Here is a 13,316-nt window from a genome sequence, read left to right as displayed (position 1 = left end):
TAAAAAGTTTAGTAATTTGCTTTATATGTAAGATTTACTACAAAACCCGCTATTTTCTAGTGAAAATCACTACAATCCCACATTTTTTTCATAATAAAACCAACTCCCACTAAATGAAGTTGGTTAATAATCCATTAAACCGTAACCATAAATAATTGAAACAATTACACCCACTACCAATATACCTGGAAGTAAATTTGCCACCTTGATTTTAATAATACTAAGCAAGTTCAATCCAATAGCAGATATCATAATGCCGCCCGTAGCCGTCATCTCCACTATAAATTGGTTCATTAATTCTTTCGGGACAAAACTATTAATTTGTGTTGCAAAAACTGCAATACCACCTTCATATAAAACAACTGGAATCGCCGAAAATACTACGCCAATTCCTAGAGTTGTCGTTAATATAATAGAAATAAATCCATCGATAATCGCCTTTGTAAATAAAATATCATGATTTCCGCGAATCCCACTGTCAAGTGCACCAAGTATCCCCATCGCGCCAATTGCAAAAATTAAAGTAGCTGTTACAAAACCTTCTGATATGCTACCTTTCCCTTTCGATCCAACTTTATTTTCTAGCCAATCCCCTAAATGTTTTAACTTTTCTTCTAATTGTAACCATTCTCCAATTACCGTACCAATCACTAAACTCAGTATGACAACAAGAAAGTTTTCACTTTTTAATGCCATTTGAAGCCCAAGCACAGTAACCGCTAAACCGATTGCGTGCATTATCGTCCCTTTCATACTTTCTGGAATCCTACTAAATAATTTACCAAGTAAAGTACCAAATATAATACAAATCCCATTTACAACTGCTCCTAATATAACCATTTCTCATTCTTCACCCTTCGAATTCTTTATTTCTATATTTTGGTTTATACATTGATTTACAGGTTATCTATATGTTAACTTAATATTGAGAATATTAACAAATGTTTTCCACTACATAACCCGCTATTTTTTGTAACTTTAATTACCTTTAATAGATTCAGTGTTAATTTAATTGCGGGATAATATTAAAAGGGAAGGTATATATGAAAACTTTACTAAAACGATTTTTGTTAATAGCCTTTTTCATTACACCGATTGTTTTATTAATCAATTACTCTTTTATTTCAAAAGCAAAAGACAAACCCGATTTGCAAAACAAATCTAGTAAAACCGCTTCAAAAAGCGAAAAGAAAATAGAAGACCAAGAAATCACACTCACCTTCTCTGGTGATACAATGTTCGATTGGCAATTACGTCCTATAATCGAAAAGAATGGGGCTGATTACCCATTCCAACATGTAAAAGAAGAAATAAAAAAAGCTGATATTTCTTTTGTAAATTTAGAGTCGGCATTTACAACGAAAGAAAAGAAAGCACCTGGGCAACTGTTTTGGATTAAAAGTGATCCATCTACACTACAAGCTATTAAAAACACTGGATATGACATCGTAAATATTGGGAATAACCACACACTTGATTATGGGCAAGATGGATTATTAGATACGATTTCTCACGTAGAAAAATTAAAGTTCCCTTACACTGGAGCCGGAAAAAATGCGAAAGATGCATATACAGCACGAGAAATGACCGTAAAAGGGAAAAAGTTTAAATTTCTTTCCTTCGTTCGATTTATGCCTGATTCTAATTGGGTAGCTGGTGAGAATAAACCTGGCGTTGCGAATGGCTATGATTTAAATCTTGTAACAAAAACAATTAAAGAACAAAAACAAGATGCAGACTATTTAATCGTCTATATGCATTGGGGCGTTGAAAAATCAAATCGTCCGGTAGAATACCAAAAGCAATATGTACCTAAAATGGTTGAAGCAGGAGCTAACGCAATTGTCGGAAGCCATCCACATTGGTTACAAGGGTTTGAGTATTATAATAAAGTTCCTATCGCTTACTCATTAGGTAACTTTTTATTCCCGAGTTATGTGAATGGGAAAAGCGCTGAAACTGGCGTATTAACTTTAACTTTTAAAGGAAAGGATGTCCAAATGTCATTCAATCCTTATATCATTCGCAACAACCAAGTTTCCCCTGTAAATGAGGGAGAAAAGAAAAAAGCTCTTCAATATTTACAAACAATTTCAACTGATGTAGAAATTGATGATACAGGGAAAATAAAAAACAAACGAAACTAGACAGCTCAAAATCTATTTCTCTGTAATATACTTTACAGAATAGGTGATAAACATGCTGAAAGACTTATTAGAAAATGTAAGTTTGTTAGAGAACGTTTATAAAATTTCTATAGCAGTTCTACTTTTATGTTCCTTTTATTCTGTGAGACTATTTAAAAAAATAAAGCGAGAGAGAAATCTTACTCCTTTTGAATTTACAATGTATGTAATCATTCGTATTGCGATACTCTTTTGGTTAGCTAGCTTTATTCTTCTTGAATTTAATGAGTACCTAGTTTAACTATAAAAAAGATAGAACAAGCACTATATTCCCTCGCTTGTATCTATCTTTTTTATTTACATTCTAACTCTTTCCTTCTATTAAATAAGCAAATCAAACAAAACAGGGTTTTTATTAAGTTCCATAAATTGAATATTATTTTCTTTAAAGCGAGTAATTAATTGCTCATAATCTTCTTTATGTTTTAATTCTACGCCGACTAATGCTGGACCATTTTCTTTATTATGTTTCTTAATATACTCAAAGCGCGTAATGTCATCTTCTGGTCCTAATCCTTTATCAAGAAATTCTCTTAGCGCACCTGAACGCTGCGGAAATTCAATGATAAAGTAATGTTTCAGTCCTTCATAAATGAGCGAACGCTCTTTCATTTCTTGCATTCTATCAATATCATTATTTCCACCACTTAGCGTACATACAACTGTTTTACCTTTTATTTCATCTCTATATAAATCAAGCGCTGCAATAGAGAGTGCACCAGCCGGTTCAGCTACAATCGCATTTTTCTTATACAGTTCTAAAATCGTCGTACAAACTTTCCCCTCTGGTACTAAAATAATATCGTCAATTACATCTTTACAAGTTTCAAATGTTAACTTTCCTACTTTTTTAACAGCTGCCCCATCAACAAAGCTATCTATTTTCTCCAATGCTACATTTTCATTTTGAAGAAAAGCCTCTTTCATAGATGCAGCTCCCATTGGCTCTACACCAATAACCTTTGTAGTAGGACTAACACCTTTTACATATGTACCAACTCCTGATGCTAATCCACCACCACCGATTGCTGTAAAGATATAATCAACTGATTTCTCCATATCATGCATAATTTCAACTGCCACTGTCCCTTGACCTGCAACGACATACGGATCATCAAACGGATGAACAAATGTCATCTTATTTTCTTCACAATAGCGCTGTGCTTCTTGGAAAGAGCTATCGAATGTATCACCAACTAATACAATCTCTGCGAAATCACCACCGAAAAATTGTACTTGTGATACTTTTTGTTTCGGTGTTGTTGTGGGCATAAATATTTTTGACGTAATCTTCAATAAATTACACGTATAAGCAACTCCTTGCGCATGATTACCAGCACTTGCGCAAACAACACCGTTTTGTAATTTTTCTTTCGGTAAGCTTTGAATTAAATTGTACGCACCACGAATTTTGAAAGAGCGAATTAATTGTAAGTCTTCTCGTTTTACATAAACGTCACAATCATATTTCTCAGATAAAACTGTATCACGTTGTAACGGTGTTTTAATAACGATATCTTTCAGGCAATTATGAGCCATTAAGATATCTTCAATTTTCACTCTCTCCTTTACCTTTTGCACCATTATATATCATCCTTATCTCTTTTAAATTGGCTCAATCAAAATGTGGGATTTTCAGGACAGCCCCTGTATTCGCCGATGTTACCATTTGTGCATAACGTCCGAGCCAGCCAGTTTTTACTTTCGGTTCTGGTCGTTTCCATTCTTTTTTACGCTTATCTAATTCTTCATCACTCACTCTTACTTCTAGTAAGCGTTCTTCAACATCAATACATACAATATCCCCTTGTTCAAGAAGTGCAATCATCCCGCCAGCTGCTGCTTCTGGTGAAATATGTCCTACTGAAATTCCACGTGAAGCTCCAGAGAAACGTCCATCCGTTAATAATGCAACCTCAGCACCTAATCCCATTCCAGCAATTGCTGATGTTGGTGCTAACATTTCTGGCATACCAGGGCCACCTCTTGGTCCTTCATAACGAATGACAACTACATCTCCTTTTTTCACTTTCCCAAGCATAATGCCAGCAAGTGCCTCATCTTGTGAATTAAAAATAACGCAAGGTCCTTCAAAACGCTTTACTTCTGTTGCACCGCTTTTAATAACTGCTCCATCTTTCGCAAGGTTGCCTTTTAATATACGCAATCCTCCTTCCTCACTATGAGGGTTTTCGAGAGAGTGAATAACTTCCTTATCTTTAATCTCTGCCTCAGCAATATTTTCTCTTAATGTTTGCCCAGTAGCAGTTATTCGATCAAGATGAAGTACTCCTTCTTTCCGGCTCATCTCTTTCAAAATTGCACTAATCCCGCCCGCACGATCAATATCTTCCATATGCCAATTTGAGGCTGGACTTACTTTACATAAATGAGGTACACGTCTTGAAACTGCATCAATACGGTTCATATCATAATCTAGTCCTGCCTCTTGTGCGAGTGCTAGCGTATGTAATACTGTATTCGTTGATCCGCCCATCGCCATATCAAGTGCAAAAGCATCGTCAATTGCTTCTTCTGTTACAATATCACGCGGCTTAATATCTCTTTCAATTAAAATTTTCAATTTCTCTGCTGCTTGTTTAATTAACTCTTCGCGTCTTGGATCAATTGCTAAAATACTCCCGTTACCAGGAAGAGCTAAACCTAACACTTCACATAAACAATTCATAGAGTTCGCGGTAAACATACCCGAACAAGAGCCACAAGATGGACAGCCATGATCTTCAATATCTTTTAATTCTTCTTCTGAAATTTTCCCAGATTGATAAGCTCCTACTCCTTCAAAAACGGAACTCAGATCAACAACTTCTCCTTTAGATGTTTTTCCTGCTGCCATCGGGCCGCCTGAAACAAACACAGTCGGAATATTAATACGTAGTGCAGCCATCATCATACCTGGTGTAATTTTGTCACAGTTTGGGATACAAATCATGCCGTCAAACCAGTGTGCATTTACAACCGTTTCTACTGAATCTGCAATAATTTCACGACTCGGAAGAGAATAACGCATACCGATATGTCCCATCGCAATACCATCGTCAACTCCAATTGTATTGAATTCGAATGGTACCATACCTGCCGCGCGAACTGCCTCTTTTACAAGTTTCCCAAACTCGTTCAAGTGTTTATGCCCTGGAATAATTTCAATAAAAGAATTACAAATCGCTATGAAAGGTTTATCAAAATCTTCATCTTTCAAACCAGTTGCTTTTAATAAACTACGGTGCGGTGCTTTATCAAAACCTTTTTTAATCATGTCACTTCTCATCTTGTCAAATCCCCTCTTACATATTTTTCATTTATACTCTCTTACTCTACTTCTTTACTAATTCTTTCGGTGCATGAATCCAGCTCATCATTTCACGAAGCTCTGCTCCCACTTTTTCTAATTGATGATTTTGTTCTGCTTTTTTCATTGCGTTATACGTCGGACGCCCTGCTTGATTTTCTAAAATCCATTTCTTCGCAAATTCACCTTGCTGAATTTCTGTCAGAACACGCTTCATTTCCTTCTTCGTTTCATCTGTAACAATTCTCGATCCTGTTACATAATCTCCAAACTCTGCCGTATCTGAAATAGAATGGCGCATAGTCGTTAATCCACCTTCGTACATTAAGTCAACAATTAGCTTTAATTCATGCAAACATTCAAAGTATGCAATTTCAGGACGATATCCACCTTCCGTTAACGTTTCGAACCCGGCCTTCACAAGTGCAGTTACCCCGCCGCAAAGTACAGCTTGCTCACCGAATAAATCCGTTTCGGTTTCTTCTTGGAATGTCGTTTCAATTACCCCCGCACGTGTACACCCTACACCTTTTGCATACGCCAGTGCTACATGTAGCGCTGTTCCCGTCGCATCTTGATGCACTGCGACTAATGCTGGAACACCATTTCCTTCTTGAAATACACGGCGAACGAGATGACCTGGACTTTTTGGCGCGACCATCGCTACATCTACGTAACTTGGCGGATTAATTTGTCCGAAGTGAATGTTAAATCCATGTGAGAAAAGTAACATTTGTCCTTCACGAAGATTCTCTTCTACCTCTGCTTTATACACATGAGCTTGCTGTTCATCTGGCAATAACATTTGTACAACTTGTGCGGTTCGAACCGCTTCTGAAACAGACATTACTTCAAATCCATCCGCTTTCGCTACTTCATACGACTTACCAGGACGAACACCAACTACAACCTCTACACCAGAATCACGTAAATTTTGTGCTTGCGCATGACCTTGTGATCCATAACCAACTACTGCAACAGTTTTTCCTTGTAATAACTCTACATTTGCATCTTTTTCATAATATGTTTTCATATTCCATACACTCCTTATAATTTATTTACTTGCAGAACATCAATTAATTTTTTCAACTGACTAACAAGTAATGTCGCTTCATTTTCAGTACAAACTGCTGTGAGTTTCATTTCAGAAACACCACTAGTATCTCTTTCTTTTAAATGTAAAGAAGAAATATAATAACCACGCCGAGCAAAAATCCCACTTATACGTAATAAGACGCTTGGCTCGTTATGAATAACGAGTGAAAAAGTATGACTCATTCTTCCCACCTCTTCATAATCATTTCGTTATTCCCTTTGTTTGGCGGAACCATCGGAAATACGTTTTCACCTTCTTCTACACAAAAATCAACTACGACAGGACCTTCGTGAGCAAATGCTTCTAACATCACTTGTTTTGCCTCGGTTGAATTTGTTGCTCTTAATCCCTTTACTCCATAAGCTTCTGCTACTTTCACAAAATCTGGTGATCCAATTTTTGATTCTGATAAACGATTTTCATAAAACATTTCTTGCCATTGCCTTACCATCCCTAAAAATTTGTTATTTATGATAAATAATTTTACAGGGATGTTATTTTCAGCAATTGTTTGTAGTTCTTGAATGTTCATTTGAAAAGAAGCGTCACCTGCAATACAAATGACAAGTTCTTCTTTTTTAGCTAGCTGAGCACCAATTGCTGCTGGAAAACCAAACCCCATTGTTCCTAATCCTCCAGAGGTAAGGAACGTCCGAGGTTTTCTTGCTTTATAGAAGTGAGCAGCCCACATTTGATGCTGACCTACTTCTGTTGTGACAATCGCTTCACCATTCGTTAATTCACTTACTAAGTTGATCACATGCTGTGGTTTTAACTCAGATTCTTTTTGCTTATAAGAAAGTGGATATTCTTCTTTCCATGTCTTTACTTTCTGAAGCCATTCGTCTGTTTGTGTATAAATAGACATATGTAACAGCATGTGTAACGCTTTTTTTACATCACCAACAATCGGATGTTCTACAGTTACATTTTTATGAAACTCAGAAGAATCAATATCAATATGTACTTTTTTCGAGTTTGGAGAAAAAAGTTCTAATTTTCCTGTTACACGATCATCGAAGCGAACACCTAATGCAAGTAGTAAATCACATTCTGTTACCGCCATATTAGCAGCGTATGTCCCATGCATACCAAGCATCCCTAGAAACAATGGATCATCCGGTGGATATGCACCAAGTCCCATTAAAGTTGAAACGACTGGAATACGGTTCTCCCTTGCGAATTCGAAGAGTTCATCAGATCCACCTGAATGAATGACACCTCCTCCAATATAAAGAAGTGGACGCTTAGATTTTGAAATTGCTTTAGCCACCTCTCTAAGTTTCATGCTGTCTGGTACAAGTTCTGGTTTGTACCCCGGAATATCAACTTCTTCATTAAAGAAACTGGTGACTTTTGCATTTTGAACATCTTTTGGAATATCAATTAATACTGGTCCCGGGCGCCCGCTTTTGGCGATATAAAAAGCTTCTTGCACAATTCGTGATACATGATTCACATCACGAACCTGGTAATTATGCTTCGTAACAGGTACTGTAATTCCGACAACATCCGCTTCTTGAAATCCATCTTTACCAATTAAAGGCGTTGCAACTTGCCCGGTAATGACAACTAAAGGAATCGAATCCATATAAGCGTCTGCTAAACCCGTAACTAAATTTGTCGCCCCTGGGCCAGAGGTAGCAAAGACTACCCCAACCTTTCCAGAAGCTCTCGCATATCCTTCAGCCGCATGAATGGCAGCTTGTTCATGACGAGTTAAAACATGTTTCAAACCACTTTCGTATAACGCATCGTATACTGGTAAAATCGCTCCGCCTGGATAGCCGAAAACGGTCGTTACACCCAATTTCTTCAAACATTGAATCACGTGCCCAGCGCCTGTCATTTCTTCATACTGTAATTTCTCATACGCTGTATACTGCTGCTTCATTTCCATTAACTCCTCTCCTTATTTACGCTAAGCTTTCCGTCAGCCCGGGAACACGTACTCCTCTTTCTCTCGTTAATTTTTTAAATTCTTCGGTCAATTGTTTCGTTACACTTCCTGGTTTCCCATCTCCAATTTCTCTGGAATCAACTTTTACAACTGGAATTAACTCCGCTGCTGTTCCTGTTAAAAATATTTCATCCGCTACATATACATCATGGCGAGTGAACGGTCTTTCCTCACACGGAATACTCAGTCGCTCACATAGCTCGATAACACTATTTCTCGTAATACCTTCTAATGCTCCTAAATAGGATGGCGGGGTTAATACTTTTCCATCTTTCACAACGAAAACATTATCACCAGAACCTTCACAAACATATCCTTGTTGATTTAACATAAGAGCCTCTAACACTCCTGCTTGTGCTGCTTCAATTTTTACAAGTACGTTATTTAAATAATTCATTGACTTAATACGTGGATCTAACGCATCTGGCGTATTACGTCTTGATGCAACCGATACAACGCTTAGCCCATTATCATAAAATTCTTGTGGGAATAACTTTAATTGTTCTGCAATGATAATTACGCTCGGCTTCACACAACTTCTCGGATCGAGCCCTAAGTCACCTTTTCCTCTTGAGACAATTAAGCGAATGTAAGCATCAGTATATTCGTTTTTTTGGAGTGTATATAAAACTGCTTCTTCCATTTCTTCTACCGTCATTGGAATTGTTAGTAAAATAGATTTCGCTGATTCATACAATCGTTTCACATGTTCTTTTAAACAAAATACATTTCCTCCGTAACTACGAATTCCTTCAAATACACCGTCTCCGTATAAAAAACCGTGATCATATACTGAAACAACTGCCCTTTCTTTTTCTACAAATTCCCCATTCATGTAAATGTACTGGTTTCCCATCTCACATCGCTCCTCTTTTTTTCTCTATTTTTTGCAATCTATTTCTACATCGATTGCTGAGATGAGTGTTTTTAACAGAATATTCAGTATATAAACCTTAAAAATATACTCGTCTCAACAATCGATTACTTACATACTTGTAGCAATCCATTGCTGAGACGAGGGAATCGTGGTACCACTCAGCTTCCTTATACTTCTCACGAAATATAAGCTCTGCAAGTCCAATTAGACTTTTGTTTTTCTATCGGGAACAACCCCGCTACTTTTTACTAGTTTTCAAAAGTAGTGCTCCAAGGTGATTTTCAATGAGTGAATTGTTACCACCCTCACAGCCTCGGGGCAGCTCTCTGAAACAATCTTTATCATTTACTCTCCTCTTCTACGCATTCTCTTCTTCTATTTTTAAAAATAAAAACTCTCGCCTCAGCAATCAACTACTACAATTTAGTAGCTTTGATTGCTGAGGCGAGAGTTTCGCGTTACCACTCAGCTTCCTTATACTTCTCACGAAATATAAGCTTTGTAGGTCCAATCAGACCTCCGTCCTTTTACCGGAGACGATGCCGCCGCCCTCTACTCAGTTTCCCTTTCGCAAGCGATGCTCCGAGGTGATCTTCAATGATTCGATTGTTACTACCCTCACAGCCTTGGAGTAGCTCTCTGAAACGATCATAATCATCTACTTTCCTCTTCTTTGCATATACAACATATAAAGTTAGAAAATTCTTAATTAACTTTTATTTGTTACACGTATTATAGGACGTTGTTCTTTTCCTTGTCAACATGTTTTTTCAAAAAAATCAAAATTCATTCTATTTATTTTTTCTCAAATCAAAATTGGAATGCATTACTTACATACACTCATATATTACTTAAGTATGTTTACATTACTACATAAAGAAAAACTTATAAAGTTTATGAGGAGATGAGGAAACTATGTTAAAAGGGAAAGTAGCGTTAGTTACAGGAGCAAGCCGAGGAATTGGACGAGCAATCGCTAAACGTTTAGCAAATGACGGTGCATTGGTTGCTGTTCATTACGGTAATCGAAAAGATGACGCTGAAGAAACTGTTCATGAAATTCAATCAAATGGTGGCCAAGCTTTTTCTATCGGCGCAAATTTAGAATCCTTACACGGTGTAGAAAACCTTTATAAAGCTTTAGATACTGAATTACAAAAGCGCACTGGTGAAACACAATTTGATATTTTAATAAACAATGCTGGCATTGGTCCTGGTGCTTTTATTGAAGAAACGACTGAACAATTTTTTGATAGAATGGTTTCAGTAAATGCAAAAGCTCCATTCTTTATCATTCAACTAGCACTACCACGTTTACGTGACAATAGCCGAATTATTAATATTTCATCCGCTGCCACCCGCATTTCTTTACCTGATTTTGTTGCATATAGTATGACGAAAGGCGCTATTAATACAATGACTTTTACGCTAGCAAAACAGCTTGGAGCACGAGGAATAACGGTGAATGCAATACTTCCAGGATTTATTAAAACAGATATGAATGCAGAACTCTTGAGCGACCCAATGATGAAGCAGTACGCTACTACTATTTCCGCTTTCAATCGCTTAGGTGAAGTAGAAGACATTGCCGATACTGCTGCATTCCTTGCTTCTCCAGACAGCCGCTGGGTTACTGGACAATTAATTGATGTGAGCGGAGGATCTTGTTTATAAAAAACATATATTTTCAAATCTTTTTTATTGCGCAATAAAACAATTTATATAATACTATATAAAACATATACATTTAGGAGGATTACAGCAATGTCCGAAAAAACATACGAACTCGCAACCTTCGCAGGCGGTTGCTTTTGGTGCATGGTAAAACCATTTGATGAACTTCCTGGTATTCATAAAGTACTTTCTGGCTATGCAGGAGGTCATGTAGAAAACCCAACATATGAACAAGTAAAAGCTGGAACATCTGGACATTTAGAAGTTGTTCAAATTACATTCGATCCTTCTATTTTTCCTTATCAGAAATTACTAGACTTATATTGGCCACAAATCGACCCAACTGATGATGGTGGACAATTTTTTGACCGTGGTCCATCTTATCGTACCGCTATTTTTTATCATAACGAAACACAAAAAGGGCTTGCTGAAAAATCAAAACAAGCTCTTGCAGAAAGCGGTATGTTTAAAGATCCAATCGTGACTGAAATTCGTCCTGCTGCACCTTTTTACGAAGCAGAGGAATACCACCAACATTTCTATAAAAAGAATCCAGAGAAATATGCTACTGAGCAAAAGGAATCTGGTCGTGAAGACTTTATAAAAGAAAATTGGCAAAAAAAATAATAAAAACGCATCGTGCTTTTTGAGTACGATGCGTTTTTATTTTTGATAAAAGTACCATACAATTAATAGAACAATTGCTGTTAGTGACCAAAGTACTATCTCGTTTTTCACTCTATTCTTTTTCTTAGTCATTTCATTCCCTCCTAATAACTATTAAACATATTCAATTTTTTCTTTGTTTAATTGTCCATCTTATATAAGTGAATACATCCTTACAAATTCTAATAGCAAGACCACCAATAATTCCGATTGCAATGGAAATTACTAGCATCTGTCCAAAACTAAAAGAATTTGTGTACATTATGTAGAGAACGATACATATAAGTAAAACATCCGGTAAAGAAAGTAAAAACCTTTTAAGCATTCCTTTATCTCCTCTACACTTTTTAATTTATATCTTCTACTGTAATTTTGAAATAAAATTTGTTCAAAAATTCCATTTATACCCTCATTTTATGAAAAATAATAAGAATCCCTTTTCAAAAGAGATTCTTATTCAGCAGATTTAAGTTTAATTATTTTCTACATATCCTATTCCATAATTACTCCTAAAATAGAATAATATTACTAATGATTTATTGTAAATTGACTATTTGCCAGGCAACCGAATGTCGCGCCAGCTACCTACATCGCATTGGCCAAATTCATTATTACCTACCGCAATCACCGTGCCGTCTGATTTTAGTCCGACTGTATGTGCACAACCAGCCGCTATCGCTACAATATCTCTCCAATCACTTACGTTACATTGACCATACTCATTCCAACCCACTGCCACCACGGTACCGTTTGATTTAAGTCCGATTGTATGATTCGTACCAGCCGCTATTGCTACAATATCTCGCCAGCCACTTACATCACACTGGTTATGTTTATCATTACCCACTGCTGTCACCGTACCGTCTCGTTTAAGACCAACAGTATGAAGATACCCAGCCTTGACCGCTACAATACCTCGCCAGCTACTTACATTGCATTGACCATATCGATTATTCCCCACAGTCGTCAATGTGCCGTCCAATTTAAGACCGACTGTATGCCAGTCACCCGCTGTGACTGCCACAATACCTTGCCAACTGCTTACATTGCATTCTCCTTCTTTATTTCGGCCCACCGCTACTACCGTGCCATCCGATTTAAGGCCAATAGTACGACGCCACCCTGCCGCAACCGCTACAATATTATGCCAATCGTTTACATCACATTGTTCATGCTTATTCCAACCCACTGCTACCGCAGTACTGTCACATGTAAGACCGATTGTATGAGCATTACCCGTGTTCGTTGCCATATGAACATTGCCCACTGCGACTGCTTCAATATCTCGCCAGCCACTTACATTACATTCCCCTTCTTTATTCCGGCCCACCGCTACTACCGTGCCATCCGATTTCAGGCCAACTGTATGACAACGCCCCGCCGCTATCGTATCTTTAGGCCATCGTTTCACTTTTTCTTTCGATAAAAGGTAATCCATGTTTTACCTCCTTGCATATAAGCAACTGTATCATAATAGATATTTTTATCAAATTTCATTATAAATCTACATTTACAAAGAAAGCTTATTTTACTTCTTCAAAAAATAA

13 protein-coding genes and 2 other annotated features are annotated in these 13,316 nt (G+C 37.1%); of the genes, 4 read left to right on the top strand and 9 right to left on the bottom strand.

Annotation, left to right across the window (positions count from 1 at the left end; translation table 11 throughout):
- Positions 1 to 123: 123 nt before the first annotated feature.
- Entirely contained in the window at positions 124 to 840 is a 717-nt protein-coding gene (locus tag BUA87_RS00675) for a DUF554 domain-containing protein (RefSeq protein ID WP_000236031.1), read from the bottom strand.
- Positions 841 to 1,043: 203 nt separating this feature from the next.
- On the opposite strand from BUA87_RS00675, the gene BUA87_RS00670 reads away from it, so the two are divergent.
- Both BUA87_RS00670 and BUA87_RS00665 read left to right on the top strand, forming a co-directional pair.
- The gene (locus BUA87_RS00670) at positions 1,044 to 2,147 is read left to right on the top strand and encodes a CapA family protein (RefSeq protein ID WP_071714444.1); all 1,104 of its coding nucleotides are present in this window, start codon (positions 1,044 to 1,046) and stop codon (positions 2,145 to 2,147) included.
- A 52-nt stretch (positions 2,148 to 2,199) separates the two neighbouring features.
- Positions 2,200 to 2,427, top strand: a complete 228-nt coding sequence (locus BUA87_RS00665) for a hypothetical protein (protein ID WP_000910229.1) — start codon at positions 2,200 to 2,202, stop codon at positions 2,425 to 2,427.
- Positions 2,428 to 2,507: 80 nt separating this feature from the next.
- Here BUA87_RS00665 and ilvA read toward each other — a convergent pair whose 3' ends face one another.
- Genes ilvA through ilvE form a run of 6 tightly spaced genes read right to left on the bottom strand, consistent with a single transcriptional unit; the run spans position 2,508 to position 9,408 of the window.
- Complete coding sequence (gene ilvA, locus BUA87_RS00660) at positions 2,508 to 3,770, bottom strand: threonine ammonia-lyase IlvA (protein WP_000250319.1); 1,263 nt, start codon at positions 3,768 to 3,770, stop codon at positions 2,508 to 2,510.
- A gap of 31 nt (positions 3,771 to 3,801) precedes the next feature.
- Positions 3,802 to 5,475, bottom strand: coding sequence for a dihydroxy-acid dehydratase (gene ilvD / locus BUA87_RS00655; RefSeq protein ID WP_001255813.1), 1,674 nt, complete (start codon positions 5,473 to 5,475; stop codon positions 3,802 to 3,804).
- A gap of 46 nt (positions 5,476 to 5,521) precedes the next feature.
- Positions 5,522 to 6,529 carry a ketol-acid reductoisomerase gene (gene ilvC, locus BUA87_RS00650; protein ID WP_000861143.1) on the bottom strand — a complete coding sequence of 336 codons (1,008 nt, stop codon included), beginning with the start codon at positions 6,527 to 6,529 and terminating at the stop codon, positions 5,522 to 5,524.
- A gap of 14 nt (positions 6,530 to 6,543) precedes the next feature.
- The gene (locus BUA87_RS00645) at positions 6,544 to 6,774 is read right to left on the bottom strand and encodes an ACT domain-containing protein (RefSeq protein WP_000019909.1); all 231 of its coding nucleotides are present in this window, start codon (positions 6,772 to 6,774) and stop codon (positions 6,544 to 6,546) included.
- The gene (ilvB, locus tag BUA87_RS00640; RefSeq protein ID WP_071714494.1) at positions 6,771 to 8,486 is read right to left on the bottom strand and encodes an acetolactate synthase large subunit; all 1,716 of its coding nucleotides are present in this window, start codon (positions 8,484 to 8,486) and stop codon (positions 6,771 to 6,773) included. The genes BUA87_RS00645 and ilvB overlap by 4 nt, the downstream gene beginning before the upstream one ends.
- 22 nt (positions 8,487 to 8,508) lie before the next feature.
- On the bottom strand, positions 8,509 to 9,408 hold the full coding sequence (gene ilvE, locus BUA87_RS00635) for a branched-chain-amino-acid transaminase (protein ID WP_071714452.1): 900 nt from the start codon (positions 9,406 to 9,408) through the stop codon (positions 8,509 to 8,511).
- A gap of 151 nt (positions 9,409 to 9,559) precedes the next feature.
- Positions 9,560 to 9,799, bottom strand: a binding site (T-box leader).
- A gap of 67 nt (positions 9,800 to 9,866) precedes the next feature.
- Positions 9,867 to 10,112, bottom strand: a binding site (T-box leader).
- Positions 10,113 to 10,344: 232 nt separating this feature from the next.
- Between ilvE and BUA87_RS00630 the strand changes: the two genes are divergently transcribed.
- Together BUA87_RS00630 and msrA are read left to right on the top strand one after the other, a co-directional pair.
- Positions 10,345 to 11,103: an SDR family oxidoreductase gene (locus BUA87_RS00630; RefSeq protein ID WP_016513027.1), complete on the top strand. Its 759-nt coding sequence runs from the start codon at positions 10,345 to 10,347 to the stop codon at positions 11,101 to 11,103.
- Between the two features lie 90 nt (positions 11,104 to 11,193).
- Complete coding sequence (msrA, locus tag BUA87_RS00625; protein WP_001291883.1) at positions 11,194 to 11,730, top strand: peptide-methionine (S)-S-oxide reductase MsrA; 537 nt, start codon at positions 11,194 to 11,196, stop codon at positions 11,728 to 11,730.
- 163 nt (positions 11,731 to 11,893) lie between these two features.
- Here msrA and BUA87_RS00620 read toward each other — a convergent pair whose 3' ends face one another.
- Positions 11,894 to 12,094, bottom strand: coding sequence for a hypothetical protein (locus BUA87_RS00620; RefSeq protein ID WP_000919314.1), 201 nt, complete (start codon positions 12,092 to 12,094; stop codon positions 11,894 to 11,896).
- 225 nt (positions 12,095 to 12,319) lie between these two features.
- A complete protein-coding gene (locus BUA87_RS00615; RefSeq protein WP_025118568.1) occupies positions 12,320 to 13,207 on the bottom strand; it encodes an RCC1 domain-containing protein in 888 nt (295 codons plus the stop codon).
- Positions 13,208 to 13,316: the final 109 nt, after the last annotated feature.

Source organism: Bacillus sp. bc15 (genome assembly GCF_900142585.1).
GTDB lineage: Bacteria > Bacillota > Bacilli > Bacillales > Bacillaceae_G > Bacillus_A > Bacillus_A cereus.
Note: the sequence above shows the minus strand (reverse complement) of the source record. Positions and strands in the feature narration are given on the sequence as shown.

Coding starts and splice junctions, on each gene's coding strand:
- BUA87_RS00675 (WP_000236031.1), bottom strand. CDS start 840: ATGGTTATATTAGGAGCAGTTGTAAATGGGATTTGTATTATATTTGGT.
- BUA87_RS00670 (WP_071714444.1), top strand. CDS start 1,044: ATGAAAACTTTACTAAAACGATTTTTGTTAATAGCCTTTTTCATTACA.
- BUA87_RS00665 (WP_000910229.1), top strand. CDS start 2,200: ATGCTGAAAGACTTATTAGAAAATGTAAGTTTGTTAGAGAACGTTTAT.
- ilvA (WP_000250319.1), bottom strand. CDS start 3,770: ATGGTGCAAAAGGTAAAGGAGAGAGTGAAAATTGAAGATATCTTAATG.
- ilvD (WP_001255813.1), bottom strand. CDS start 5,475: ATGAGAAGTGACATGATTAAAAAAGGTTTTGATAAAGCACCGCACCGT.
- ilvC (WP_000861143.1), bottom strand. CDS start 6,529: ATGAAAACATATTATGAAAAAGATGCAAATGTAGAGTTATTACAAGGA.
- BUA87_RS00645 (WP_000019909.1), bottom strand. CDS start 6,774: ATGAGTCATACTTTTTCACTCGTTATTCATAACGAGCCAAGCGTCTTA.
- ilvB (WP_071714494.1), bottom strand. CDS start 8,486: ATGAAGCAGCAGTATACAGCGTATGAGAAATTACAGTATGAAGAAATG.
- ilvE (WP_071714452.1), bottom strand. CDS start 9,408: ATGGGAAACCAGTACATTTACATGAATGGGGAATTTGTAGAAAAAGAA.
- BUA87_RS00630 (WP_016513027.1), top strand. CDS start 10,345: ATGTTAAAAGGGAAAGTAGCGTTAGTTACAGGAGCAAGCCGAGGAATT.
- msrA (WP_001291883.1), top strand. CDS start 11,194: ATGTCCGAAAAAACATACGAACTCGCAACCTTCGCAGGCGGTTGCTTT.
- BUA87_RS00620 (WP_000919314.1), bottom strand. CDS start 12,094: ATGCTTAAAAGGTTTTTACTTTCTTTACCGGATGTTTTACTTATATGT.
- BUA87_RS00615 (WP_025118568.1), bottom strand. CDS start 13,207: ATGGATTACCTTTTATCGAAAGAAAAAGTGAAACGATGGCCTAAAGAT.